This window comes from Natrinema zhouii (genome assembly GCF_013456555.2).
Taxonomy (GTDB): Archaea; Halobacteriota; Halobacteria; order Halobacteriales; family Natrialbaceae; genus Natrinema; species Natrinema zhouii.
Window position 1 is genome coordinate 89,870 of the sequence record NZ_CP084884.1, and the last position, 26,485, is coordinate 116,354.

At 57.5% G+C, this 26,485-nt stretch carries 19 protein-coding genes and 3 pseudogenes; 10 read left to right on the forward strand and 12 right to left on the reverse strand.

Going from position 1 to position 26,485, the window contains the following annotated elements; translation table 11 throughout:
- Positions 1-31: 31 nt before the first annotated feature.
- Complete coding sequence (locus tag HYG81_RS42840) at positions 32-466, reverse strand: universal stress protein (RefSeq protein ID WP_226778474.1); 435 nt, start codon at positions 464-466, stop codon at positions 32-34.
- Between the two features lie 271 nt (positions 467-737).
- Between HYG81_RS42840 and HYG81_RS42845 the strand changes: the two genes are divergently transcribed.
- Together HYG81_RS42845 and HYG81_RS42850 are read left to right on the forward strand one after the other, a co-directional pair.
- Complete coding sequence (locus tag HYG81_RS42845) at positions 738-1,019, forward strand: acyl-CoA thioesterase (RefSeq protein WP_226778475.1); 282 nt, start codon at positions 738-740, stop codon at positions 1,017-1,019.
- 194 nt (positions 1,020-1,213) lie between these two features.
- The gene (locus tag HYG81_RS42850; protein WP_226778476.1) at positions 1,214-2,437 is read left to right on the forward strand and encodes a mandelate racemase/muconate lactonizing enzyme family protein; all 1,224 of its coding nucleotides are present in this window, start codon (positions 1,214-1,216) and stop codon (positions 2,435-2,437) included.
- Between the two features lie 60 nt (positions 2,438-2,497).
- Here the strand turns inward: HYG81_RS42850 and HYG81_RS42855 are convergent, their stop codons facing one another.
- The 4 genes from HYG81_RS42855 to HYG81_RS42870 form a co-directional block, all read right to left on the reverse strand.
- Positions 2,498-3,703: an MFS transporter gene (locus HYG81_RS42855; protein WP_226778477.1), complete on the reverse strand. Its 1,206-nt coding sequence runs from the start codon at positions 3,701-3,703 to the stop codon at positions 2,498-2,500.
- A gap of 155 nt (positions 3,704-3,858) precedes the next feature.
- The gene (locus HYG81_RS42860) at positions 3,859-4,914 is read right to left on the reverse strand and encodes an FAD-dependent oxidoreductase (protein WP_226778689.1); all 1,056 of its coding nucleotides are present in this window, start codon (positions 4,912-4,914) and stop codon (positions 3,859-3,861) included.
- A gap of 6 nt (positions 4,915-4,920) precedes the next feature.
- Positions 4,921-5,466 carry an FAD-dependent oxidoreductase gene (locus tag HYG81_RS42865; protein ID WP_226778478.1) on the reverse strand — a complete coding sequence of 182 codons (546 nt, stop codon included), beginning with the start codon at positions 5,464-5,466 and terminating at the stop codon, positions 4,921-4,923.
- A 111-nt stretch (positions 5,467-5,577) separates the two neighbouring features.
- Positions 5,578-6,282, reverse strand: coding sequence for a cysteine dioxygenase family protein (locus HYG81_RS42870; protein ID WP_226778479.1), 705 nt, complete (start codon positions 6,280-6,282; stop codon positions 5,578-5,580).
- Positions 6,283-6,443: 161 nt separating this feature from the next.
- Between HYG81_RS42870 and HYG81_RS42875 the strand changes: the two genes are divergently transcribed.
- Positions 6,444-7,892, forward strand: a complete 1,449-nt coding sequence (locus HYG81_RS42875; RefSeq protein ID WP_226778480.1) for an SLC13 family permease — start codon at positions 6,444-6,446, stop codon at positions 7,890-7,892.
- 346 nt (positions 7,893-8,238) lie between these two features.
- Here the strand turns inward: HYG81_RS42875 and HYG81_RS42880 are convergent, their stop codons facing one another.
- Entirely contained in the window at positions 8,239-8,466 is a 228-nt protein-coding gene (locus HYG81_RS42880; RefSeq protein ID WP_226778481.1) for a hypothetical protein, read from the reverse strand.
- A gap of 191 nt (positions 8,467-8,657) precedes the next feature.
- Positions 8,658-9,008 (reverse strand): annotated as a pseudogene (locus tag HYG81_RS42885) (3-hydroxyacyl-CoA dehydrogenase family protein); the annotation flags it as partial.
- A gap of 63 nt (positions 9,009-9,071) precedes the next feature.
- Here HYG81_RS42885 and HYG81_RS42890 point away from each other — a divergent pair.
- A complete protein-coding gene (locus tag HYG81_RS42890; RefSeq protein WP_226778482.1) occupies positions 9,072-12,848 on the forward strand; it encodes a TraG/TraD/VirD4 family protein in 3,777 nt (1,258 codons plus the stop codon).
- Here HYG81_RS42890 and HYG81_RS42895 read toward each other — a convergent pair.
- A complete protein-coding gene (locus tag HYG81_RS42895; RefSeq protein WP_226778483.1) occupies positions 12,843-13,352 on the reverse strand; it encodes a helix-turn-helix domain-containing protein in 510 nt (169 codons plus the stop codon). The two genes, HYG81_RS42890 and HYG81_RS42895, sit on opposite strands and share 6 nt — an antisense overlap.
- A gap of 1,696 nt (positions 13,353-15,048) precedes the next feature.
- On the opposite strand from HYG81_RS42895, the gene HYG81_RS45940 reads away from it, so the two are divergent.
- Positions 15,049-15,195 (forward strand): DUF7563 family protein, encoded by a 147-nt coding sequence (locus HYG81_RS45940; protein WP_425607576.1) that lies wholly within the window; start codon positions 15,049-15,051, stop codon positions 15,193-15,195.
- Between the two features lie 77 nt (positions 15,196-15,272).
- On the opposite strand, the gene HYG81_RS42900 is transcribed toward HYG81_RS45940, so the two are convergent.
- The 4 genes and pseudogenes from HYG81_RS42900 to HYG81_RS42915 all read right to left on the reverse strand — a co-directional run.
- Positions 15,273-15,581, reverse strand: a complete 309-nt coding sequence (locus tag HYG81_RS42900) for a thiamine-binding protein (RefSeq protein ID WP_226778484.1) — start codon at positions 15,579-15,581, stop codon at positions 15,273-15,275.
- A 259-nt stretch (positions 15,582-15,840) separates the two neighbouring features.
- Positions 15,841-15,951: pseudogene (locus HYG81_RS42905) on the reverse strand (IS5/IS1182 family transposase); the annotation flags it as partial.
- Between the two features lie 176 nt (positions 15,952-16,127).
- Complete coding sequence (locus HYG81_RS42910) at positions 16,128-16,514, reverse strand: O-antigen ligase family protein (RefSeq protein WP_226778485.1); 387 nt, start codon at positions 16,512-16,514, stop codon at positions 16,128-16,130.
- A 278-nt stretch (positions 16,515-16,792) separates the two neighbouring features.
- Positions 16,793-17,391 (reverse strand): annotated as a pseudogene (locus tag HYG81_RS42915) (DUF6610 family protein); the annotation flags it as partial.
- A 785-nt stretch (positions 17,392-18,176) separates the two neighbouring features.
- Here HYG81_RS42915 and HYG81_RS42920 point away from each other — a divergent pair.
- The 5 genes from HYG81_RS42920 to HYG81_RS42940 all read left to right on the forward strand — a co-directional run bounded on the left by HYG81_RS42920 (position 18,177) and on the right by HYG81_RS42940 (position 26,475).
- The gene (locus HYG81_RS42920; RefSeq protein WP_226778486.1) at positions 18,177-18,452 is read left to right on the forward strand and encodes a PadR family transcriptional regulator; all 276 of its coding nucleotides are present in this window, start codon (positions 18,177-18,179) and stop codon (positions 18,450-18,452) included.
- 144 nt (positions 18,453-18,596) lie between these two features.
- Complete coding sequence (locus HYG81_RS42925) at positions 18,597-18,851, forward strand: hypothetical protein (RefSeq protein WP_340674455.1); 255 nt, start codon at positions 18,597-18,599, stop codon at positions 18,849-18,851.
- A gap of 861 nt (positions 18,852-19,712) precedes the next feature.
- Positions 19,713-22,961: an ATP-binding protein gene (locus HYG81_RS42930; protein ID WP_340674456.1), complete on the forward strand. Its 3,249-nt coding sequence runs from the start codon at positions 19,713-19,715 to the stop codon at positions 22,959-22,961.
- Entirely contained in the window at positions 22,958-23,599 is a 642-nt protein-coding gene (locus HYG81_RS45945) for a DUF7680 family protein (RefSeq protein WP_226778488.1), read from the forward strand. The genes HYG81_RS42930 and HYG81_RS45945 overlap by 4 nt, the downstream gene beginning before the upstream one ends.
- Positions 23,600-23,601: 2 nt before the next feature.
- Positions 23,602-26,475, forward strand: a complete 2,874-nt coding sequence (locus HYG81_RS42940; protein ID WP_226778489.1) for a DUF1156 domain-containing protein — start codon at positions 23,602-23,604, stop codon at positions 26,473-26,475.
- The last annotated feature ends 10 nt before the right edge of the window (positions 26,476-26,485 follow it).

Sequence of the window (26,485 nt, forward strand, 5' to 3'; positions counted from 1 at the left end):
GCGTCTCGCTGCGGTGGATCGCCGCGCCGGTTCACGCCTCTTCATTGTGGACCGACACGACCGGTCGGGACGTGTTAAGCAGCACCGATTGCGTGACACTGCCAAAGAGCGCTTTGCCGACCGGCGAGCGACTCCGGCCGCCGAGGACGATGTGCGATGCGTCGTTCCGGTCGGCGTAGTCGATGATCTCCTCGGCCGGCTCCCCGACGAGCCCGACGGGGGTCCCCTCAACGCCAATTCGCTCGAGCGCCTCTGACGCGATCGTCTGCCCCATCCCTCGCACCTCCTCGAGTGGCACCGTCTCCCCCTTGTCTTCGACCTGACCACGTTCCAACTCGATGAACGTAGATCGGTCTAGCGCGTGAACGACGTGCAGCGGCGCTCCGAACGCATCCGCGAGGCGGCGTCCCTCTCTAACCACGTCGTCGTTCGGTTCGGTTTGATCTACGGCAGCAATAATGACCATCGTACTCCTATATCGAAACTCCAGCCTATTAATGATATGCCGTGGACCGATCGCGAGACGGCCGGTTACTGAACGTTCGTCCCGTTTCCTGTGTTCGGAATCGCCCGTATCAGAACATACAACTGCGTCTCGGATATTGTACTCATCGTGTCATAGTTCAGTTACAGCACGGAGATACAGACACGGTACGAGATATTGACGACATGGGTCACGTCAACATCCCATCTATGCCAGCTATCTCAGGGCAGCCTGGCAAGGGTACTACCGGGACGTGATCGGACGGCGAATCGACGAGGTCGACACCGTGATCGTCGAACTCCACCTCGAATACAAGACACCGATCAAACCGGACCAGCGCGTTGAGGTGGCGGTCCGGATCGACGGGTTGGGCGAGTTGAGCATTACGAAGGCGTACGAGATACGCGCCGACGGCGACGTCGCCGCAACGGCCAGGACGACTCAGGTCGTCATCGACGGCGAGACCAGTTCGGCCGCGTCGATTCCCGACGAGTGGCGACGATGGATCAAGGAGAACCGGGACTCGGTCGATTGACGATATCGGAGCCGCGGTACCGAGACCGATACCCGCCGCCGGCGTCCCGGCGAAGGTTGCCGCCGCACTGGGATACGACGCCGGAGACCTCGGATCGTGACCGTTGGAGGTTCCCGATGAGGCCCGGGCGGCGTCTCCTCGTCACGTTGACCCCAACCGCATTACTTATTCGTCCGTCCGTCAGTAATAGGTGCATGCGAGACTTTTCCAATCATGCGACCGTCCGACCGGCCGACCACGACATCGCGATCACTGATATCGAGACCTGCGTCGTCGAAGGGAACTTCGAGTGGAATCTCGTCAAGGTCCACACCGACGCCGGCGTCACGGGGATTGGAGAGGCCTACCGGGGCGGGGGGATCGACGAACTGATCGCGTACACGAAGCGGTTCCTCGTCGGCGAGAATCCGCTTGATGTCGAGCGACTCTTCCGGCGCATCGTCCAGGAAATGTCCGGTCATGGTGGGACGACTGGGAAGGTCGTTACCGCGGCGTCGGGCATCGAGATCGCGCTCTGGGACCTCGCCGGCAAGGTTTACGGGCTGCCGGTCTACCAACTGCTCGGCAGCAAGTACCGCGACCGGATCCGAATCTACTGCGACTGCCACGCCGGCGAGGCGTACGCCGTCGACGACGGCTTCACGGAGTATGCAGGCGACGACGCCTACCAGCCCGAGGCGTACGCCGAGACGGCCGCGGAGGTCGTCAACTCGGGGTTCACGGCAATCAAGTTCGACCTCGACATGCCGTCGGACATCGAACCCGATCCGTACAACGGCCGCCTCGACAACGCCGCAATCGAACGTAAGCGCGAGATCGTCGCGGCCGTTCGCGACGCCGTCGGCGACGATGTCGATCTGGCCTTCGACTGCCACTGGGACTACTCGGTCGAGAGCGGAAAACGCCTTGCTCGAGCCCTCGAACCGTACGATATCATGTGGCTCGAGGACGTCGTTCCGCCCGAGGAGACGAGCGCCCAGCGCGAACTCGCCAGGTCGACCTCGACGCCGCTCGCGACCGGCGAAAACCGCTTCCGCGTCCACGAGCTGTCCGAACTGCTCTACGAGCACGCCGTCGACATCGTCACGCCCGACCCGACGACCTGCGGCGGCCTCGCGGAGTCAAAACGAATCGCCGACCGGGCTGAGGAGAACTACATCCCGATGTCGCCGCACAACGTCTGTAGCCCTGTCGGTACGATCGCCTGTGTCCACCTCTGTGCGGCGATCCCAAACGCGGACGTGCTCGAGTACCACGCCCTGGAGGTCGACTGGTGGGACGACCTGCTTGTCCGGGGCGGGCCGCTGATCGCGGACGGCCACATCGAGGTCCCGACGGAACCGGGGCTCGGGATCGAACTCGACGAGGACGTCGTGGAAGAACATACGCTCGGCGACGATGTCGGATTCTCCTCGTAGCCGGGACTGAAGCAGGCCGTGTCTCGGTACCCCGATCACCGAACGGAACGTCCGACGCGGCTACTGGTTCGGAATCCGCGTACAGAGCGCGATCGCGACGGCCGCCACGATGGCGAGCAACAGGAACGCCTCGTCGAAGAACCCGCGGTCCGCGAGCGTGCCCATAATGACCGGGCTCCCGGCGCCGGCCGTCATGTAGATCGTCCGCAGGGTTCCCAGACCGGTGCCCTGCACCGACTCCGGCAGTGCGGTGGTGAGATAGCTCAGCGTGATCGTCCCGTAGCCGAGGATGCTGCTCAGGAACACCGTTGCGATCACGATCGACCAGAATCCCTCGAACAGCGGGAGGAGACCGACGGTCACCGTGAACACGCCCATCACGATCGGATACGATCGCTTGAGGCCGAACCGGTCGTACACCGATCCGACGACGGGCTTGATGACGACTCCCAGCCCGAAGAACGCGCCGAACAGGAGAGTGGCGACCGCGGGTGATATCCCCTTGACGTTGATCAGGTAGGTGGGGTAGAACCCGGTGAACCCTTGCCAGGCGACGTAGCCTAGGAACTGCAGCATCGTGACGAGGACGATCGATGAGCGACTGAGCGCCGCGAAGACCTCCCGGAACGCGTCGAGCGAGAGTTCGTCGATCGCGTTCGAGCCCGCCGACGTCCGCTTCGGAACGGACATCCACAGCAAGGCGGCCACGACCGTGAACAGCGGCACGGTGAGACCGAACCCGTACTGCCAGGCCAGTGCGCCCGCGACGAGTCCCGCGGCCGGCGGGAGGAGCGCGTTACCGAGATCGCCGGCAGCCATGGTTAGTCCGATCGCTACCCCCTCGTTGTCGGGGAACACGTGTGAGAGCGTGGTGAACCGAGCGACGCCATAGAGCGCGGTGCCGGCGCCAAACGCTGCCGTCGCGGCGAACAGCACGAGGACGGAATCGGCTGCCGCGACCAGCGCAATCGTCACGGCCGAGATGGCCGTACTCAGGACAAGGATGTTCCGCTCACCGATCCGATCGGAAAGGATCCCGCCAGGGAGTTGCCCGAGCGCGTACGCGACCCAGAGGACGCTCAACAGGAGCCCCGCCGTCGTGAGATCGATACTGTAGGCGGACTGCAGCGACGGGAGCAACACCGGATAGACGAATCGAAGACCGATCGAGAGGAACCACCCCGCGGCGACGGCGAACAGGATCTTGCCTTTTCCATCGGTCCAGATCGCTTTCGCGTTGCTGCCGACTTCGGCGAACGATTGCACACTCCGTTGTACTCGGTTCGCCCCTATTGTCTCCGTGGTGGAGATCAATTTTGCCGTGAACCTCTCAAAGGGGCCGGGTTACCGCCGTCGCGCCGCGGCGATCCGCTCCGACTCGAGTTGCGACTGCCGCGGCGGGTGACGGTGCTGTCGAGTCGTCAGCGCCTCGATACCGACAGCGCCCGCTCCGCGGCGTTCTCGCCGGCGATGCGGCCGAAGGCGATACACTCCGCGAGGTTGCCGCCTTGATAGACGAACTTGAACGCCGACGAGATTTCGCCAGCGGTGTAGAGGTTCGGAATCGGTTCCCGCTCCGTGTTCAGCGCCTCGCGGTCCCCGTTGGCCAGGATCCCTCCTTTCGTGTTCGGTCCGCCCGGGTAGAGCGGCAGCGCGTAGTAGGGTGGAGATCGCAGCGGCGCCATGTTTTCGGGCTCGCTGCCGAACGGATCTGTCTTGCTCACCTCGCAGCAGCAGTTGTACTTGGAGACAGTCTCCAGCAGCGCGTCTGCGTCCATCAGTTCCCTGTTCTCCGGGTGGTCGCTGATCTCCCGCGCCAGCTCCTCAATCGTCGGTGCCCGCAGTATCCACCCGTTCTCAATGGCGTGTCCGTTCTCCTCGCCCCACTCGATTCCCTGATAGCCCGTCCCGCGGAGGCTGACCACCGACCGCCGCTTCCGGAGGGTCTCGTCGAAGACGAGCCAGGACGGCATGCGCGGGTACAGCAATTCCTCGACGTCGAACCGGACGCCCTCCTTGTAGAATAAGTACCGGCTTGGATCCTTTGTAATGGTGCGCTCCGCCGCGTACCGCTCCCCGAAGTTGTCGACGACGATCGTGTTCGGCCGGCCGACGACCAGCGTCCGCAGCCCGATCTTCAGCCCGTGTTCTCGAACCGGAATCGCGGCGATCATCCAGGACGCTGCCTTACTCACTTTCGACAGTCCGGCGCCGATCTCCATTGCCATCTCGATCCCCGTCCCTGTGTTCGCCGACGTACCGTAGAACGCCCATCCCTCGACGCCAGGTCCTTCAAGGAAGTTCAGCCGCAAGTCCTTGTTGTACTCGAAGCCGCCCGACGTGAGGACGGTCGCTCCAGCACCGCAGGCGACCCTTGTTCCCTGCCGGTCCGCGAGGATCCCATCGACGGCACCGTCGTCGACGACGAACTCCCGCGCCGCGGTCTCCCACAGGACGTCGATATCGCGGTCGTCGATACCCTCTCAAAGACATGTGTAGAACGCCTCGCCGGACTCCGTAACAGACTTCGGATCGTCCTTCTGACATCGATTCTTGTTGTTGATCTCGCCCGAATACGTGCTCCTGAGTACTCGATACGCTGATTCGTCCGCACCCGGAAACTCGGGAAAGGCCGCCCCGCGCTCCTCGACGGCGCTGTATTCCGGATCGAGATCCTGCATCCAGGCCAGGTTCTGTGGCGCGTACTCCGCCCACGCCGCGGCGAGCTCACTCGCGATCGCGGACGGGAGTTCGCCCTCCAACTTCCAGGGGAGGTTATCCCCGCTGAACATCGCCAGCGCATAGGCCTCGAGTACGTCCCTGTTGCCATCGGGGCGGGGACTGTGGAACGCCCCACCGGACATCCTGGTGTTCGAGTAGTAGCCGTCTTCGGCCTGTTTCTCGACAATCAACACGTCGGCGCCTCGGTCGGCGGCCGCGATCGCCGCGCACGCCCCTGCCCCGCCGAAACCGACGACGAGGATGTCCGTTTTGTAGTCCCAGCTCTCGGGAAACGCGTTCCGGCTCATGCCTCGATAAGGAGAAAAAAGTATCTATCCTTTTGGCCGTTTCTCGCTCTCGACTACGGCGTAACTGCCTCGAGTTTAGGGCCGTTCCCGGCCGGACGCGTGTGAGATCGACTAGTCGTGACTGTGACCATACCCGTTTCCATGTCCGTGACCGATGTCCGGCGCCTCCATGATCTCGTCACATTCGACGTTCGTGTATCCGGAGTGGAAAAGTTCGATCTCCTCGTCCTCGACATCAAACGCGTGGCGCTCGATACAGCCGACATCGGCGCCGAGGAGGTGAACGCTCACGCTCGGCTCGTCGGACGTTGTCGTCACCGAGTGGATGTCGTTGTTTGGCGGCGCGAGTTCGTAGTAGTCTCCCCGCTCCATGTGTTCAGTCCGGAGGTGCTCGAGTTCGGCCTCACCCACATCGTTCTTGCCGTCGCCGACGCGCTGGTAGAACTCCTCGCGCTGCATGCCGCCGTAAATGCCGACTAAGCCCCACGCTAGGTGGTCGTGGACCGGCGTCGAGGCACCAGGCGGCAAGACGAGCGTGAACAGTGCGAGCTTGTTTCCGTCACGGTACAGCAGCCACTGGGCGATGTCGTCGCCCATGTTCCCCATGTCGTCATCTTCGTCAGTACAGAGCTGCTGATACTTCTCGTCAAGCCAGCCGTTGTCCGCGAGGAGTTCCTCGAACGGTGCTTCCAGGGCCGCGAGCAGGTCCGTGATCTCTTCGTACTCCTCGGCAGTCGTCTGTACGACATCGATGAACGACTGCATCCGGTCGTCATCGTGGATGTACTCTTCCGTGTCCAAATCGAACGTTGCCATTGGTACGTCTCACTACTTACACCTCATTAACAGTAGCGGTGTGATAGCACCTGTCACCGGTCAGCGGCGACCGATCCGATCGGGAATCCATTCAAGCAGCGAGTTGCACCGCAGCGCCGAAAGTCGACACGAATATTATGCGGTAGCCTGTCAGTCGGTCCGTGAACGTCTTCGGCAGGTCCAACCTCGAGGCGACATCGGTACTGGGGCTCACCGGTGCAGCCGCGATCCTCGTAATCGGCGCGTTCGTCCCCGTCTCCGCAACGGTCCAGCCCGATGTCCAGCTCGCCTTTTCCGTGTTCCTCGCGACGGTGCTCCTGTGGATTACGAAACCGGTTCCGTACACGATCTCGAGCATCCTCTGCGTGATCCTGCTCTACACGCTCGGCGTGGCATCGACGTTCGAGGCGGCGACGGTCGGATTCGCGTCGAACCTCGTGTTCTTCATGGTCTTGCTCCTGCTCATCGGCAAGAGCGTCGCGAAGGTCGATCTCGACGAGTGGGTCGCCACCCTCCTCGTCTCCCCCGAGAGCACGCCGAAGAGCTCCATCCGCCGGCTCGCCGCCACGATCCTCCTCCTCGCGTTCATCATGCCCTCCGGCACCGCTCGAACGGCGACGTTTTTTCCGATTGTCGACCGGGTCAACGAACTGTACAACATCGATAACGACAGTCAGTTCCGCCGGTTGGCCTACTACGTCATCGGCCACCTCAACCCCGTCGGGTCGCTGGCACTGATGACCGGCGGCGGAATGGCGATCGCGGCGTCGGCGCTGACCAGTTCGATCGTCCGGCCAATCACCTGGGTCGAGTGGGCGCTGTATATGACGCCGCCGATTGTCCTCCTGTTCACGATCGGGATCGCCGCCGCAAGTTTCGTCTATGACGTTGACGACGATCGTGACCTCCAAACGCGCGAAGTACGCACCGACGGATCGATCGACGGTATCGACGGCATTGACGGTGCTCCCGAATCGTTGACCCGCGATCAGTTGATCGTCGTCGGGACGCTTCTCACCGCAACCTGTTTCTGGATTGTCGGCTCGTTCGTAGGGATATCCACGATCATCCCCGGCATGTTCGTCGTCCTTGTGTTTTCGCTGCCGGGCGTCCGCATCGTCACCGCCAAAGAAGTCCGGTCAATTAACTGGGGAATTATTTTCCTTATCGGGACAATGCTCTCGCTTCTCGAGGTCATGCAGGACCTGAACGCGTTCGACTTCCTAATCTCCGGACTCGCGTCCGTGCTTCCGCTCGGTGCACCGACGGCGGTCGTGCTCCTCATGCTATTTTTCGTCGCGATATTCGTTCGGACTGCGTTCTCTTCGGTCTCCGCCGCGTTCCTCGTGATGTTTCCCATCCTCCTCGAGTTCGCCACGCTGCTCGAGGTGAACCAGCTGTACCTCTCCTTCGGACTGGCGATTCTGCTGATGTCGACCACGCTACTCCCGTTCAACAACGCCACCGTCTTGATCTCGTACGAACAGGGACCGCTGACGATGAGGGAAGTCACCGCACTCGGGCTGCTCACGCTGGCGTTCGCGTTCGTCATTGTAGCACTCAGCTGGACGCTGTACTGGCCCTTCGTCGACGCCGTCTCGCCACTGTAGCGGCGACGTCGGGAGCCAACGGTGATCGAACCGTCGGGGTAACTGTGGTGTGTCGTTGTCGGGCCGCAGCTCGAACGCGTTCAGTACACACGCGAGCATTGCGTAATTCCCTATCGTCGCCGTCAGTTCGACGAGTTGCCAATCGGCCGCCGCCCGGTAGGTGTCCGCAGCGATACCGCACTCTCGAAACAGCTCACGACCGTATTCGACTACCGCTGCCTCGTCCTTAGTGAGGCCGGCAGCGGACTCGTCCGTCCTGATCGCGTCGATCGCCGCCTCTCGCTCCTCCGCGCGAATGGTCCGTGCGCGGCCCACTCGTAGGCGCAGTCGAACTCACGGGCGACCGTCAGAACCGCGAGTCCCCGATCGGTCCCGTCGAACTGGCTTTCGTACGGAGGTACGCGCCCAGTTCGCCCGTCCGCCCGGTCATCTCTGGGCTTCGAAGCAGTACTTGAAACGGGCCGCGAACGCCACCGCGGCTCTCCTCGATCGCATCGAAATGCGTCGGGTCTTCGGGCGACAGTTGATTGCGTGACGACACGCTCGCGATTCGCGCTGACTTGTCGTCGCTCATATGGTTCGGTAGACCGACCCAAACCCCACCACTCCGCCCGTTCGTGTCGCCCGTCAGACCACTGCCGTCGCGAATCGATCCGATCGTTCGCACGCCCAACGAGCCGATGGGGCTCGACCTCTGGCTCAACAACGGATCGTGCGGCCGACGGTGCGCGTCAGCCCCTTCGAGCGGCACCGTACCGTCGCAGTTCAGTCGTTGCCCCAGTCGCCGCTCGTCCCGACGCGCTCGCCATCCTCCCAGACGTAGTAGCCCTCGCCGGTCTTCTTGCCGAGCTTGCCGGCCCGGACCTTCCGCCGAAGCGACTGCGGCGGCCTGAACCGCTCGCCGAGTTCCTCCCGGAGGTACTCGGCGATGTCGAGCCGGACATCGAGCCCGATGTGATCAGTCAGTTCGATCGGTCCCATCGGATGGCCGTAGCCGAGCGCCATCCCCTCGTCGATATCCGCGGGGCTGGCGACGCCCTGCTCGACCATCCGGATTGCCTCGAGTCCCAGTGCGAGTCCCAAGCGGGACGTGGCGAACCCGGCGGTGTCGTTGACCTATTCACCACGAGAGCACGGCGCGTTCGACGACTACCTCGAGCGCAACTGGGGTGAGATCTAGTGGGACTCTTCGGAAACGATCACCGGACACTTCGGAAAGATAGCAAGCGGTCGGATAAGGCCGTCAACCTCTCTGAGTTTGGATCACTCGCACTCGATGAGGACCTCATCACGAGCCTTCGCGACGATCTCCCCGACCCGGAGAGTCGGCCGGCGATTAAGGTGCGGCCGTTTAAGGACAACGATGGGATTGACAGCGGCCGCGACTTCCTGCAATCCGTGTACGAGGTCGAAAAGGGTAGATTCAGGGGCCGAAAGAACGTCTCCGCGACGCACTCATTCGAACTTCGGTACACGGGAGAGCGGATGAACATCCAGTACGTCCCTGATCCAGACTGGACGGATACCTTTGAGAGCCAACTGCAGGACAAGTACCCGAACGCACTCATCGAACAAGCCCCGCCGGAAACACTCTCGTTTGAAGCGGGCAGGTACGTCGCCGGTGCCGAGTTAGACCTCTCGCTGTATACGCTCTATCCGATCAAACATATTGACCTTGAGGGCTTCCGCCGGGATCCGTTCGGCGGCATTACGAGCGCGATCGAGGACTCTCGAGCAGACGGTGAAGCCACGGCCGACGTCCTCATGCAAGTCGTGTTCCGTCCGGAACCTCGAGACTGGGTCCACGGCATCAACGGCGGGCCGAACGTGGATGATATCGCTCACAACCTCAACCAGCCGTCGTTTGAGAAGAAGCGACGACTCTTCACGACAACGACGGTCGAACATCCTCCCTCGGATATCGAGAAGAAGGCCGCGAAGATCGTCCGGGATCAGCACGGAGATCGGGCGTGGAACGTCAATATCCGTCTCTTTGCCGTCTCCGAGGACGAAACGGTCGCACGCCGGCGGGTGAAGAAGGCGAGTACTCAGTTCGAAAACTACTACGAGACAGCCACAGAGCAGAAGTTTGAGTCAGTCCCGTTGAAAGGCAAGGACCTCCGCCAAGAGCTAGATCGACTCGTAAAGCGCGAGTGGGTAGACCGAGGAATCGTCAAATCCGAGTCCGAAGCCGCCGGGATCATCCACGTCCCGAACGCTGAGATCAACCAGCAGAACCTAGACTGGGCACTCTCGAAGCCCGGCGAAGGGATCCCTCCAGGAACGGCCAGATTTGACTTTGAAGACGCCGGCGTGTCGATGGCGAGTACCAAAGAGAAACAGCTCTCAATGCTCGATTCGTCCGGACCCGGAGATCCGTTCTGGTTCGGGTGGGGCTCGAAGAACGGCATCGAGGCAGGAATCTACGAACACACGCTGAACGCGCATATGTTCGTGGGCGGCGGGACCCGGAAGGGGAAGTCGACGCTACTCACCAATTTCACGTCTCAGGTCATGGAGCGCGATTACGGCGGCCTCGTGATTACGCTCGGGAAGGACGACGACGATGAGGAGTTCATCGCCGAGTGGCCGGAGGACCGACCGGAGGACGATTTCGTCTTTATCGACACTGGTGATGGTTTCGAGGAGATGGTCCGGTTCAACCTGCTCGAGGTACCCGACGAGCTTGAGCCAGGATCGGTTGCTCACTCGAGTTACGTCGAGAGTCTGGCCGACGACATGTCCGCTGCGTTCGCCCAGACTGGCGGGTCCAATAACTACTGGGGAGCGCTCATGAGTCGCGTCACGCGGACGCTCATCCGGGGGATGACGCAATCGGGGAAGACATGCACTCCCGTCGATCTTGCTGCAGCATGCTCGTCTCAGGATAACCTCGAGCGATTCGCCGACTGGATGAACGAAGAACGGGTCCACTTCATCCAGGAGACGGCCGAACGGATCAAGGAGAAAGAAGACGCTGACCTCGAGCCGTTGGCCGGTCGCATGGATAACGTCGTTCATAATGCGACGCTTCGGACCATGCTCTCGACTCGAGAACCGACGATCCGGATCCAGGATATCGTCGATGACGGGAAGATAGCGGTCCTACGGTTGGATCCCTCGCTCGGGGAAACCGAGAAGAACTTCATCACGACGCCGCTCGTTCGGCGCTTCTACAACGCCAAGAAGATGAGCGAGAACGAGGATCCGTTCTTCTGCGTATGGGACGAGTTCGACAAGGCAGTGACTCGAGAGTCCAACGTCGATGAAATGCTCTCTGAGGCCGGCGGCTACGGGCTCTGGTTCGTCCTTGCCTGTCAGGCACCGAGTTACCAGCTCCCCGAGAGCCTCACGAATGCCGTCGAGAGTCAGATTGAGACGTTCGTTAGCTTCGGAACCAGTGGACAGGACGCGAAGTATATCGCCGGCCAGCATACGATCGACGACTCGGACCTCTCGAATCTCTCGCGGTACTCCATGTACATGCGGACCCACGACGATAACGACGACTTCACGCACTCCTATCGCGTGAATACGTTTACTCCCGTTCGCGAGGTACGGAGCGAAGTAGGCAACGCCGACCTCATGGGCGACGCCGACGTGATCGACCTCAAGCACCGCTCCGTAGAACGGTATGGGGAGATCCCGGAGACAGCAGAAGAGATCAAGGACGAATCCCATTTCTTCGGGACACCAAGTGGACAAGAAGCCGAGAGTACGACCCTCACGCCGTGGCAACAATCTCGAGTGTGCAAGGCGATCTACGACGAAGCGCTCCGACAGGGATCCGACGATGGCTTTGTGTTCCTAAATGACGTCACAGAGCGCCTGGGCGACTACCTGCACGATGTGGACGTCTCCACTCCATCGAAGGTTTCCTCGGCTCTGGACTACCTCTCTGCCCGTGAGATCGAACGAGAGGATCGTGGCGGGAAGCTATACGTTCGATGCACCGAACAGGGGAAACAGGCTATCTTCTCTGGCGGGAACTCCCTCGCTGACGACGAAGACACCGTCCAGGAGAACAACGGCGGTGAAGGTCACAAGCAGCTGCTTCGAGACGCCTATGATCCGCTGATAGATACCGGGCTTCTGGTGGATATTCCCCAGCAAGACGGCTCAGATATGCCTGATGCGACGGCCAACCTAGACGATGCGCTGCAGTTAGACGACTCGGCATCTGCTCGAGAGATCGCCAATAGAGTCGCTGAGTTTGAAGACGAAGAGCCTGTGCTTACCCAGTTGACCGACCTGAATAGCGTCTCGATCGAAGCCGAGAAGGCTACTGGGAGCACCAAACAGGGCCAAACGGTAAAGAATCTCGCCAGTGCCGTCAACGACGGGGAGCAATGTCTGTTCATCGCTCGCGAGTCAATCGCTCCGAACGTGTGGAAGACGCTCTCTGAAGAGCCACTGGGAGCGCACGAGAACCACAAGCCAGACGGAGAGACGCGCTTCTACAACTTGCATCCGTTGAGTATCGACGGAGAACAAATCTACCGAGACGGTGCTCGAGAGGATGTTTGGGTTCGCAACGAACGGACTGGCGAGTACATCCTCCGGGACAACACCGGAAAGGAGCACGCCCGTTTCCCCAACGCCGAGAGTATCTACGAGGACGCTGATCGGTACCCTTCGGTCGACTATGGGGCGACCGAGAACCTCCGGACAGTCAAAACCCCGGTCATTCCAGAGCACTTCTTCGACGACGGCGAACTACCGGATCACGGCGACAGCTGGCACATCCTTGTAGTGCCGTCTGATAGCGACTCGCTCCAAGTCTACATTGACGGCATGACTGTCCCGCTCTCGAGTCTCGGTCGTGACGATAGTGATGATGCCGATCGCAACGTCCAGGACGAGAGCAACGACGATCCGGAACCAGAAGACGATAACAGCGAGGCAGCCAGCGAGAATACGAACAAGCATACGGAGTCGCTTGACCGACTGTTATAGGTCGGCGTCGGTCACAATCTCTGCGACCTGCTGTTGGGTCTGTTCATCTTGGGATTCGGCGATCACTTTCAGTATCTCTACGATCGTTTTCCGACGTTTCCGCGTTTCATCTTCGAGATCTTTGATCCGATTTTCCAGTGCTGTCACGCGCTCCGCTGTAGCGGCCCCTTTTGGCGGAGTGAGTGCATCCGAGTACTCTTCGACGAATTCCTCACCCTTCTCGCTGAGCCGCCAGACACGGGCTTTCCGCCCGCCGCCTTGGCTGTACTCCCGCTCTCCCGTGTCCTCGAGAATTCCCCACTCCGTGAGAGTAACGAGATAGTGGTTCATGCTGCCGCTGGGTACGTTGGCCCGTTCTCGGATTTCTGATGTGTTTAGAGCGTCGCTCTCAGCGCTTACCAGTGCGCTCAAGATATTGCGTCGATGGTCATTTCCCCGATCAAGTTTCTCCTGAATTTCGTCGGCCTCTGCGGGGGGAAGGATAGCGGATGTATCAGATGTCATAGTCTACTATACTCAAGGCTAACGAACTACACCAACAATAATATTCTGGTTGGATTCAATTGAGCTGGAAAACACCGATTGCTGTACATGAGCCAGGTGAAAACCCAAAAAATAACGCAGAGAGGGAAAACCCAGAGTAGTATCATCATACTGATACAGATGTGCGAGAAATATCTCGAGGAGAGTTCAGCACAGAACCTACGGGAAAACCTAGGCAGGTACCAGAGCCAGACTGACGAGTGCAACAGCAGAGGTGGTACCCGAATATATCACAAGAGAGAGGATGAACGAGAGGACGCGAAGAGGGGCACCCCAGCGGGCGCATAGAGACGGCGGAAACTCGAGTAAGCACCAAGACCCAGAGTAGGGAACAGACAGCAGTGGGACAGTCCACTCGAGAGCGACAGCGAGGAAGACAGCTGGAATGAGGCTGTGGGACAGCCAGGGCGTACCGGACCCAGAGCGGAAAGACGCAGAGGCGAAAGGGGGACAGTCCAGCAATGAGAGCAGCGAGTTCAGAAAAGCTGACGACAGAAGAAAGGGCAATACGAAGCAGAGGACAGGCACCAAGAGCACCGAGAGTGCCGACAGCGCTGCCATCCAGGATAGCGAGAAACTGCGACACGTGAACTCGAGCAGCGGTCCGCAAATCAGAATGAACCGCACAGCAGGAGACCGCGCAGCGGGAGGCTGCAGCAGCAGGACCCAACGGCGACAGAGATGAAGGAACCCCAGGGATCGAATGAGGACCAGCAAAGCATGGCTGTGGGGCTGCACAGGGCAGTCACCACCGACAAGAGTGAGGACAGTCCTCTGCTGCCGAAATCGGCCGACAAAGACGCAAAGCGTCAGTGTGGGGGCGCCAGTCAGTGCTACCGGCATCTGGGGTGCCGACGTGAGCGACACAGGTCAATTCACCTCACCTTGATGCACTGCTGGGGTGCCAGCAGTACCACGCACGACTAGGCTGCCGGTGTGACAGCAGTATCTGGGTGCCACCGTGACCGCACACTAGTTGGGTGCCATCTTGTGCGAAACACCGCGGTTCCAGTAACAGCAGATCACGTGGACTCGAGTTCAAAAGTGAACTCGAGCAACAGTAGGGGACTGTCCATCTTGCTTGTTCCCGAGGGAGTCAGAGAACGATCTGCATGACGTTCTTTCACGCAATCTGGACCGAACTATCCGTTCACTACACGTGCGAACATAACGCTGAGAAATTCAGTCGAGATCGGCTCGAGCCCTATTGATGATCTCTTCAGCGAGATCGGTAGCGACGTCAGCGTGGTTATAGGCTTGATCTCCCTCCAGCTGATCAAGGAATTCGTCGGCTTCCATCGCTCCCTGCGCAACATCGAATCCGTACTCCGAGGTTGGATATGCTGAGCCGTAGAGTTCGCACAGGAAAATCAACCGAGCAGTTTACCCAGCATAGTATCAGCCCATCACATGGTTCCGGTCCAAGAGAGAGAGAGCAATTGTAGCTATGGCATGTCCGGAGCACCAGTCAGAGATTGTTCAGCGGTTCCATACAGGTCTCCAAACACAACAACAAATCACATCCGGCATCAGTACTTCCACAGGCTCACCGCTATGAGACTTGGTGTGGCCCCTGAGACCTGACGGTTAGTATAACGCTGCTCTCAAACTCATGATCTCATCACGTTATACAAGGATCGGCATGGAAGACTAACACATGCCTCACTGCAGTGACTGTGATGCGTTCATCACGCGTGACTTTATCCGAGTATTCGGTATCGATGGCGAGGTCCACGGCTGCCCGAACTGTATGACCTACCGCGAACTACAGGTGGGTAGCAGTGTGTCGTCAGAACAGACATAAACCTATCAAACTGAGACGCGAGTGGAAAAGAAGCAGCGTCGTACTGCACGAGGCCTCTCAGGCCTGTCGGATCCACGCTACATGTTCTTCTCTGGGTCGCGGCCAAGCACACTAGCCACGGATTTAACGCGATCCTCGGCGTGTTGATCACTTCCCTGGTCATCGACTTCAACGGATGTGATAATTCGATCGGCCTCAACTGCGTTGTGTGCCGCTTGGATTGCTTCGAATACCTCATCTACCTCGTTGGCTTCGATGACCGTGTCTGTCGCGGTCATTTTGTATGAGATATCGAACTCGTCCAGTGCGTCGATAGCCTGTGCGATGTCTTCGGACAGACTTCCGTCGTGGACTGGGATAACCTCGAATCTGGCAATGACAGTCATGAGTTTTCACCTCTAAATGTGCATGGTGGGTCGACTACCCCATGAGCACGGTTGTAGTACGAGAACAGTGTCAATAGAGACTCGGAGCCATCAAAACTTCTGTCTGTATATCTGATTTAAGGTCTTTTAGACACCTCGCTAAAATACCGCATAGCTGTAGAGATACCCCGTCACCGGCCGTGTCAGAGACAGATTTTCCTGCCTACCATCCTCCCAGAACCTCTAAGTTCTGCCGTGTTGAATAGCTGCTGAATTACGGTTAGAGTGGCTCACAGAGCGGTTCTATATTGACGATGGCGAACATGAGGACGATCTCACGAAACGGTCGATACCAGCCCAGCGCTCGCACGGCCTCGATCTCACTTCGCCGCCTCGGCACGTCGAGCCCAATCATCTCGCGGAACTCATCGCGATAGAGTTGCATTTGTCGGGGAGACAGGCCTGGTTCGTCGTGATGCCACTCGTCGTACAGGTCGGTATTGTTGGAACTCACGGTATTGGGTCAAAGGTCCACAGGGGATTCCGGCCCACTGCCGGTTGCCGCCCCTATCGTCCGAGGAGATCGTCAGCCAGCGGATTGACCGGATGCGGCTGGATCGAACTGATCGCGAGCAGGAGCGCGGTCCCCGCGAACAACATCCGGTTGGTCGACAAGTCGCCCGTCACCATCGCATTCGCGAACAGATAGACCCACACGGCGACCGTGACCCCGATCAGGTGTGGGTCTCGATGTCGGTTGTGGACGGCACACAGAAGGCACCACCCCGAGAAGGCCGCAAAGAGGATCACGGCGACCAGGCCGCCCTCGACGCCCAACTCGAGCACGATATTGTGCGGATACGAGCGGATGTCTTCGCCGACGTAAAGGACGCCAAAACTCCCGATCCCGTGTCCAAATATCGGCGCGTCAATCACGTACTGGACCGAACTCACCTAAAAATCGACCCGGCCGCTTGCACTCGAAGCGCCATCCCACGTGACGAGTGTAACCATCCTCGAGACCGTCGAGCCCGCGAAAAGTACAACTGCGCCCGCGCCGCTGGCTGCGAGAGCGGCCGCCCCAGCGATACGTCGACGTGTGACCGCCACATCAGTGACCGCCACGATCCACGCGAGGTAAGTCATCCCTGCCAAGCCTAACGCTAACAGAGGGCCGCGAGCCCCTGTCTGGAGCATCGTGACGAAGGCCAGAGAGGCCACTCCGACAAGACGTCCCGCCCGCTGTCATCCCAGCCCTCACCTGTCCAGAATTCGCCGAACTGCGCTCCTCGATGCAAGCCGTTCCAATCGAGCCCGATGATGTCAGCTGGTGGATCGCCCGCTAGTGTTGGCCGAGTAAGCGCCTCGATCGCGTTTATCTGCTTGCGCGGACTGCCACCGAGGATGTGCACTCGTCGTCCACGCCAGTCTGCCGGATCCGAGAACTCGTGTGCGAGCTGGTCGGAGTACCCATGCGGGTAGCCGAGTACGATGTCCTCTGGGATCGCGTCGATCGCCTCGCGGCACTTCGGCACGATCACGAGCTCCGATTCAGGATAACTCGCCTGGAGGTCGCGCGCAGCGAGAACGTATTCACGGGCCTCGTCGACAGAGTAAGCATCACCGAGGACGCCAACGTGAGGCTCGTACTCTCTGAAGCGCTCGGTGTACCGCTCGAGGTCGGGATTGCGAAGTCATTGTCGAGCATCCCGACTCCCAACTCGAGCGTCTCGTACTGTGTATGCTGGTAGGAGCAATCCTCACGAAACCAGGTCACGTAACCGAGGGAGAGTGCATCGATCGCGAACAGGACTCGATGGAGAAAGGCGACGGATCAACACCACCGGACGATGTGACGCGGATTCAGCGTCTCACCTGCTTGTGGGACAGTATAGGCACCGTTCGCACTCGAGAACCTGCTGACCCTCATCGTCGAACCGTCCGGCCAACACCGCTGCCTCGCAGCGGGGACACGGATCACCATGGGTGTAGCCGCCTTTGACTGGTAGATCAGGAGTCGCTGCGGCCAGCGCGAGTATGCGTGTTTTTGCGTCCGCAGATGTGACCTTTCGCTCGCCGTTGTGGGTGCTCTCGGAAGAATCAGTCATTGTTCTCACCGGGTGCATCGAAAAGAAACTGTGCGCTGGCGTCCTCGCCCGTCAGTATCTGCTGGTCGTCGGCCCGTATCCGCGAACAGTGATGCCTGATCAGTATCGTCAACCTCCGAGTACCGAACTTCGACGCGGTCGTCGACGCCGAACTCGGTGGCAGCGGGTCGATCAAGACGCGTTTCGACCTCGCGATGACTCACGTCGGCACCACAATCCTCGAGAGTGATCTATTGAATAAGGGTACGGCGTTGGGGTAGGTGTGTGACAGCCACGAACGAGAGGTTGAAGGGCAACATCTCAGAAATCACACTTCATTCTTGCCCCCAAGCGAGATAGGTACGCTATCCACAGTTGCTAAACGAACCGGCCTCCGCTACAGTTTCCATCGTTTGATTGAGTATAAGAATATATTCAACAGGGAACAATATTCTATTTTCACAGTGCGAAAACATACAATTCTCCGTGAAAAGAAGTCAAATACAGCATCGTTGAATACTCACGTGAGATGGATGACCTCACCGGCTTCCAACGAGACCTCCTGTACGTGATCGCAGGTGCCGACCGCCCGTCCGGCCAAGGTGTCAAGGAGGAGATAGAGGGGTACTATGAGAGCGAGATCAATCACGGCCGGCTGTACCCAAACCTCGACACGCTTGTCAACAAGGAGTTGGTCGAGAAGGGCGAACTCGATCGGCGGACGAACTATTACGCGATCAGCGACGCAGGAGAGCAAGCGATTCAGGATAGACGAGAATGGGAAGATCAGTACGTCGAGTTGTAGAGCATCCCATATTCGTTCGTTCGAGAGCGTTGGAAATTCCGACCGTTCTGTCAATAAAAAGGCTTATACTGGCAAAATTGAGTCTACCACTGTATGCCAAGTGAGAGAACAATGACAAATATCGTTACAGTAATTGGTCGTGGAGTGCCATCCAACTACGAAATTAGCGTCGATGGCGATATCGAACCAGTTGAGACTGACTCGCTCGAGAAACCCACAGTGGTCTCGGAACATGCTGTCGAGGGGACGATCGAAACTGGAGTCCAACGGTTCCGGTTTTCTGGAGAACTGGCGAACGTGCATGTTCTCGATTGGAACGGAACCGCTGCAGCCGAATCACCGAGCACACCGGAAGTCCACATCGATTACGGCATCCACAGCCGGAAGAACAACAGCTAGTAAATCCTACGGAGGTGGATGAGAAAGCGTTTGCTGCTCGAGCGGTGGGCCCATCTGCATGGCCTGGTTGTTCCCGGTAGATCCTCTTGCTGTGAGCGCAGCTGCTAGTCGCAGCCACGGACCAACTCGCTGGTGATTGAGTAATCGCTGGGGACCCGGCGGCCAGAACAGTACGCTGCCTAGTGGGTCGTCGGGATTACTGTATCGCTCTGGCGGGAGGATTGTCTCGAGCAATGTGTCGACGGCGTCGAGGAGTGTCTGGTTCTCCTCGAGGGCAGTTGGAACAACGGGATCGCGGCGTTCGGAAGTAGTCTGAAACGACAACGCCAGACGATATCCGTTCTCGTCAACCCGGTTGAGATCGAACGCCTCGAGCCGGTTGCGATAGTTCCGGATGGTCCATACAGAGATGTTTGCTTGGTCAGCGAGGTCACGCTGTGACAGGCGGCTTTCGGCTGTGAGAAGCGTTTGAACGATTCGGCCAACTGTCGGTGGGAGCTCGGCGAGCAACTGCTTATGTTCGAGTGTTCCCAACGCGTAGCGGAGTTCGTCCGGCCGGAGCTCTCGGCTCTCGTCTTCGCCGGCGAGTTGGTGCAGTGCGATTAGACTAAGTAAAGGTTATAACATTCCGATCAAGTGATGTGACCATCTAATGACTCGGAAGCGTATCGGGCAAAACACGGGGAATTCTGGCCGAATAAGCCTCTCTGGCCCTGAAATAGACAAATTCGACGCCAATGTCGGTGATTCGATTGAAGTCGACATTGCGGAGTCTAAGAGCATTGCTCATGCGATGGTCGATAATAGCAATTATGAGGAATTCGTGATAGTATCGAAATCTGGATCAAAAGGGAAGAGCAAATGAGCACTACTGAGTACACAAGCCTATTTGACGCCTGTTCACCACGGGGAGACGTTCTCGAGGGGACACTCCAAGAGGATCAGTTCGCAGCAAGTCTCGCAACCGTTGCACATTCGCCTGAGGATGCGCCGCCGGTCTACAAAGACCCAGCCCTATTCTTCGAGATGACGTATCCGACGGACGGGCTGCGTACCTTGCTCAGTAATCTCACTGGACAGTTCCTCGAGGGTACTGGATATGAGGGGCGGTATAATAGCAGTATCCTCTGTCTCGATACCCGTTTCGGCGGTGGGAAAACACACGACTTGATCGCATCATACCATCTCGCGACAGATCCTACATCGATCGGCGATCTCAAACGACACCTTCTTGAGGACGATGCGGATCTCGTCGATACCTACCGCGACGCTGTCGATGATGGATTAACGGTCGATTCCGCCGTCTTCGTCGGTGGTCACGTCGACGCTCGAAACGCCAGGAGTGATCGTTCGGATCCGAACGCTCCGAATACGCGAACGATGTGGGGTGAAATCGCGTATCAGTTGTACGGTCTCGAGGGATATGAACATCTCAAAGAATACGACCAAGAGCAGCAGGCACCCGGTGGAAATACTCTCAAGGATCTCTTCGAGTACGGCGATGGACCTGCGCTCATCCTGATCGATGAAATTGCCGCATATCTCGAAGCAGCATCTGGTGTCGAAGTCGGTGATGCAACCCTCGCGAGTCAGACGCTCAGCTTTATCCTTTCGCTGCTCGAGACTGCGTCCGAGGTAGACGATGTTACAGTCGTCTACAGTATCGCCGATACTGCATTCGAAGAAGAAGCGGAGGAAATCCGAACTCTCATCGACGAACTAAATCAGATCGGCCGTCGACAGCACAAGACGATCACTCCGACTGATGAAAGCGAAGTCGGCCAGGTTCTACAGCATCGTCTCTTTGAGGAAATCGACGAGGAAGTAGCAGAGACGATCTCCCAGAACTACTTCCAGTTCTATACAGAGAGTGACCGGCAGTTCCCACAGGAAGCGACAGAAGCGAGTTACGTTGACCGACTCACTCGAGAATACCCGTTCCACCCAACGGTTCTGGATACGTTGACAGAGAAAATCGATACGATTCCTCGGTTCCAGCGGACACGCGGTGCACTGAAACTGCTAGCGCGAGCCGTCTACTATCTCTGGAACCACCAGCCGGATCACTACGATCGACACTTCGTTCGGCTCTATGATCTCACACCGTCGGACGATGATCCGGGTGGGAGTATCGATTCAACCCTTCACGAGACGCTCTTCGAGTTCGTCGATCTGAGCGCGGCGATGTCCGCTGACATCTACAGCGAGGACGATACCGCGCATGCACAGCTCGAGGATCGAAAGTGGACGGAGAAAGGGATCCCACCACTCGGGAGCCAACTGACGACGTCGGTCCTCTGGCATAGCCTCGCGTACGGTGAGCAAGCGACCGGGCTCACGAGAGCGGAACTCAATGCGACGCTCGGCCATCCGAATATCCGGTTCGACAACTACGATTCTGCACTCGAGGCGCTGGCCGGCGGCGACATGACCGTCGCGTGTTACTACCTCTACGACGAGGAGCGAGTGCGGTTCAAGTCTGATCCGAACCTCATCCGGATCATCGACCAGCGTGTAGATAATACACCTGACGCACAGGCTCGATCGCGATTCGAGTCACGCCTCAAGTCCGAAGTCGGGACTGGTGGCTTCGAAACAGCCGTATTCCCGGAATCACCGGCCGATCTTCCGGACAAGGTCTCGAAGCCACAGCTCGCTATCATGCATATGGACACCGCTCCGGTGTCGGACGGCGGTGAGAACACACCGGAGAAGATCCAGACGCTATACCAGAAGTCCGCATCTAAGCACGGCGGACAGGTTCAGAGCCGGGTGTACAAGAACTACGTCCTCTTCCTCGCACCGGACGAGGAGCGGATCAAGAGCGGGATCGGAGAGGCCCGACAGCTCGAGGCGATCGAGGCCTTGCTTGACGACTCCCAACAGACTGCGGATCTGTCGCCTGAGCAAATCGAGGAGCTCAGAGAACGTCGCGATCAAGCCCACGGGTTGCTTGGTGAACTCGTTCGGGGAGTCTATCGGCACCTCTACTACGTCGATCGGGACGGATTGACCCACATCACGATTAACGCGACCGAGGCCAATGGTGGGACGACGCTCGTCAACGCAGTTGAAGAGACGCTTGAGGACCGTTTGATCCGAGCGGATGCAAGCGCAAAGGGGACGGCGTTCTTCAAGCAGAAGCTCTGGCAGCGGACCCAGGACAGCATGACGACCCAACAGTTGGTTACCCAGTTCGCGAAAAAACCGGGTCTCCCCTACCTCTTAAATACGAAACCGCTGCGAAAGACGGTCGCACGAATGGTCGACGACTCAGGCTATGTCTACTGGGACAGTGAGACCGAAACCGTCTACTGGGACGGCAACGAGGACGAACAGCCGGACAATTGGCAGGAAGACGCGCCACTCGTCGAGTCACCTGACGTCCAAACATCGATCCAGGACTCAGATGTGAAGATCGGCGACGAGTACGTGGTATACACGGATATCGAGGCGTTCCTCGAGGTGCATGCCGACACGCTCGAAGTTCCCAAAACACCGGAGCCGAAAGATGACGATGAAGAGATAGAGGACGGTCTCGAGACCACCTATGAAAGCGAATCGAAGGGGACGGACTCGGTCCAGGTCGAGATCGGAACTGATGACGAAAAAACACAGCCATCGGAATGGGATCACGCAACTAGTCTGATGGCAGCCTCCCGGGCGTTCAAAGAGGTCCGGGGTGAAGCGATTTCGGCAGCACCGTCGGAAAGCAATTCTGGCCTGTCACAGGTAACAGTCGAGGTCGGTGGCGAGGACCAACTCTCGAAGGGATCGTTCATCGCCCAGCAGGGAGCACTCAAAGAGCGAGCCGACCACGTCTCGGTTCGAATGCACTACGAGACGGCGTCATCCTCGAATGCAACGTACGAGGCGACATTCCAGGGTGGCCTTGAGGACTTCTCTCGGGTTACAAATCAACCGGATCCATTCGGCGACACGGTACGGATCGATCTGAAGTTCCGTGTTGGCCTAGCGGAACCAGAACCAATCACGGATAACGAAGATGATTTGCTTGCCGAACTCGAGGATGCCCTCGGGCAGACCAATATCGACGTGAAGGTGCAGGCTCAGGGGCCGACCAAGATCGCTCCAGAGGTCGACCAATGACACCACAGTCGCCGCCAGAGTCTGGAACCGAGCCTGCACCCCCTCTGTCCCAAGAGCGTAGTGATGGGCAATTCGGCAGTAGCGTTTACGGTGGACGTCCAACATTTGCGCTCGCTCGTCGCGATGGCTCCGACGGGGGCACGCTGACGCTGTACGAACTCCTTCCGACGGAGCAAGCGTCAACGCGAAGTGATCGCATCGAGCGATCAAATCCGAACCGGCAGCTCGTAGTCGATCCCTTCGGAGTGGTCTTCGGGGATTCAGACCGTCTCGAGGTCGACCACTGGAATTGGGATGACTGGACAGCGGTGAAGATCAGACGGTTATCCGGGAGCAGGTTGCGATCGCTCCTGCCGCTGGTTCGGGAGACGCTACAGGATGCTAATTTCGACGAATCGATCGTCACGGGCTCCGGCCGCGGCGATATGTTCCTCCCGGAGACACCAGGAATCCGACTCGCGCTTGGCTTTCTCGGAATCAAGCCCATCCAGCGTGTTGATCGAATGCGGGCGTTCTGTCGTGGTATCGCTCAAATGAGTGACGAAGAATGCTACTACTGGCATGCGAAGTGTCGATCTCCCTCGAGTCCGAACGGGGAGAAAGCATTGAGAGTCCTGTTGACTGATCATATTAAATAACCATGTCTGACCATCACAATCTTTCGGAAGAACTTGAGCCGCTCGCAATCGAGGGGAATATTCCATTAAAAGCAGTTGGTATTGAGAATCTCAAAGAGGCAAATCCTAGTTCTATGCCACCCCACCGTTATCTCCACCCATGGTTTGCACGGCGGCCTACTCCTGCCTCTCGACTTGCGATTTTAGCGTCGATATTACCGGATTCTATCTCTTCGGATCAACTTCTGCAGCTAATGCAGATTGGTCCTAACGAAGAAATTGACGGCAGTATTGAAGAGTATGTTACAGAGAAAAAAGCGACTGAAGATGAACGCAACGGAAACCTTAATGATCACTATGGCTACCCGCGTTTACATACCCGCAGCCCAACAGAAACAGAGATAGAGTCGTTCCATCAGACGCTTAAAGAGACTTGGGACGGAAGTCTGCCAACTATATTAGATCCAACGGCAGGTGGTGGTGTCATTCCTTTTGAGTCATTACGCTATGAACTACCCACTAAAGCAAATGAGCTCAATCCTGTTCCTACATTGATTCTTCGGGTGATGTTGGAATATGCGCCAAAGGTCGGCTCTTTGGATCAGGAAGTTCGAAAATGGGCCAAACGAATCGATAAAAGGGCTGAAGAGCAACTATCTCAGTATTTCCCGAGTGGCAATTCAAATCAGGAGATCGATTGTTACATTTGCACGCAGAAAATAAACTGTCCAACTTGTGGTACTGATATCCCACTTGTTTCTAAATGGTCACTCCGGACGAGATGGGATGCAAATGATGTTTTTATCCGACCAGAAATAAATAATGATGGATCTATTGACTACCACTACGTAAAAGAGGACGGTGAGGGCAACTATAGCGACTTTAACCATAGTGATGGACCTGTTTCACGAGGCGGTGATGCTGAATGTCTTGACTGTGGAGTCGTAACTGAGTCTGAAGAAGTAAGTGAGAAATTTAAAAATGGAGAATTTGAGTATGAAACATATGCCGTTAGATATTTGACGAACCAAGGTGACCATGGTTTTCGTGCGCCTCAGAAGGAAGATATAGAAGCTCTAGAAAAAATCAATAATCGAATAGAGTCTGATTATCAGTTAGCTACATTCCTTACAACACCCATTCCAGATGGTGCTAAAACGAAGGAACCTAGGAAACATGGACTCACAGAGTGGAGAGACGCATTCAGCCCTCGTCAATTAGTTTCTTATTTTGAATATTTACAGTCGTTTAGCCATTTCAAATCTGACATTCGAAAACAATATGACGAGGATACTGCAGAAGCGATATTAACCGTTTTATCTCTAGTAGTTGGAAAAGTCATTGATCGTAACTCTCGGTTTGCTCCTTGGGATACTACGAAAGGTGTTCCATCAAATGCCCTCGGAGGTAAGCATCTCACTCTTCAGAAATCGTTCCCAGTTGTGAATATGTCTACAGAAGGAATTGGGAGCTATCAGTCTTCAATGAACAGAATTATTGAATCTTATGAGGAAATCGTGAATTGTTTACCTGTTGAAGGTAGTCCTGCTGAAGTCGTTTGTGGGGACGCTGCAGAACTACCATTTGATGATAGTAGCCTTCAAGCCGCTATCATGGACCCACCGTATTATAGTAGTATAATGTATGCAGAATTATCTGATATATTTTATACCTTATTAAAAGAACACTTGGGTGACGTTTTCCCAGCAGAGTTCAATTCAGAACTTACTAATAAAGAAAAAGAAGCTGTTGCGAACTCAAGTCGCTTTGAAGCGGTGTCTAGCAACGAATCATCTAATAAGAAACTCGCGAGCCAGCATTATGAAGAGAAGATGAGTGATATCTTTTCAGAGGTCTATCGTGTACTTGAACCCGGGGGTGTAATGACAGTTATGTTCACTCACAAAGAGACAGATGCATGGGATACACTCACAATGTCTCTTATTAACTCTGGCTTCACTATTACTTCAACACATCCGGTCACAAGTGAAATGCCGGCTCGGCTCGATACACAGGGAAGCGGATCAGCGGATAGTACACTGTTTCTAGTTGGAAGAAAGCCTGTTTCGAAGGCAGCTGTCGATGATACACCGTCGCTTTGGAGTGACGTGAAATCAGATACACGGAACGTTGCAAAAAGAGCAGCCCAAGACCTAATCGGCTCAAATTTGAATCTCACAAAAACTGATGTGATCATTAGCGCTTTTGGACCAACATTGCGTACGTTTGCAGAGTCATACCCTGTTGTCGACGACGAAGACAATGAGGTCTTGCCACGCCGTGCCCTCGAGGAGGCTCGCGAAGCTGTTACCCAGGTCCTTGTTGATGAGTACCTTGAGGCCGAGGGGATTGACGAACTCGACGATGTCACCGAGTGGTACATCCTTTGCTGGCTCGTCCACGAATCCGAGACGTTCTCCTATGACGAGGGCCACCAACTCGGTCTCGGGATCGGCGTCGACATCGGTGAGATCAAGCGCAGCACGAAGACCTGGCGAAAGAGCCGCGGCGATATCACACTCCGCGGCCAGGCTGACCGCGTCCAGAATATCAACGAGAAGCCCGAGGATCGCTCGAGCCGGATCCCGGTGAACCCAGACGATCTTTCCTTTAGTCTCGCGCTGGACAAGGTCCACGCGGCGATGCACGTCTACGATGTCCAAGGGGAGAGCGCCTGCTGTGACTGGCTCCGGGAACGGAACTTCGACACGGACTCGACGTTCAAGGCGACTCTCAAGGCGCTACTCCAAGTGCTGCCCCACGATCACGACGACTGGGAACTTGCACGGGATCTCGCTGCCGGGCGGACTCGAGACGTACTCAATCTAGACTTCAGTCCGAACGTCTTCACCGACGATGGAGATGAGATGACGCAGACCAAGCTTGAGGACCACTGACTGCCCCACT

Coding starts and splice junctions, on each gene's coding strand:
- HYG81_RS42850 (WP_226778476.1), top strand. CDS start 1,214: ATGCGAGACTTTTCCAATCATGCGACCGTCCGACCGGCCGACCACGAC.
- HYG81_RS42930 (WP_340674456.1), top strand. CDS start 19,713: ATGAGCACTACTGAGTACACAAGCCTATTTGACGCCTGTTCACCACGG.
- HYG81_RS42870 (WP_226778479.1), bottom strand. CDS start 6,282: ATGGCAACGTTCGATTTGGACACGGAAGAGTACATCCACGATGACGAC.
- HYG81_RS45945 (WP_226778488.1), top strand. CDS start 22,958: ATGACACCACAGTCGCCGCCAGAGTCTGGAACCGAGCCTGCACCCCCT.
- HYG81_RS42895 (WP_226778483.1), bottom strand. CDS start 13,352: ATGACATCTGATACATCCGCTATCCTTCCCCCCGCAGAGGCCGACGAA.
- HYG81_RS45940 (WP_425607576.1), top strand. CDS start 15,049: ATGCCTCACTGCAGTGACTGTGATGCGTTCATCACGCGTGACTTTATC.
- HYG81_RS42840 (WP_226778474.1), bottom strand. CDS start 466: ATGGTCATTATTGCTGCCGTAGATCAAACCGAACCGAACGACGACGTG.
- HYG81_RS42880 (WP_226778481.1), bottom strand. CDS start 8,466: ATGAGCGACGACAAGTCAGCGCGAATCGCGAGCGTGTCGTCACGCAAT.
- HYG81_RS42865 (WP_226778478.1), bottom strand. CDS start 5,466: ATGAGCCGGAACGCGTTTCCCGAGAGCTGGGACTACAAAACGGACATC.
- HYG81_RS42940 (WP_226778489.1), top strand. CDS start 23,602: ATGTCTGACCATCACAATCTTTCGGAAGAACTTGAGCCGCTCGCAATC.
- HYG81_RS42920 (WP_226778486.1), top strand. CDS start 18,177: ATGGATGACCTCACCGGCTTCCAACGAGACCTCCTGTACGTGATCGCA.
- HYG81_RS42900 (WP_226778484.1), bottom strand. CDS start 15,581: ATGACTGTCATTGCCAGATTCGAGGTTATCCCAGTCCACGACGGAAGT.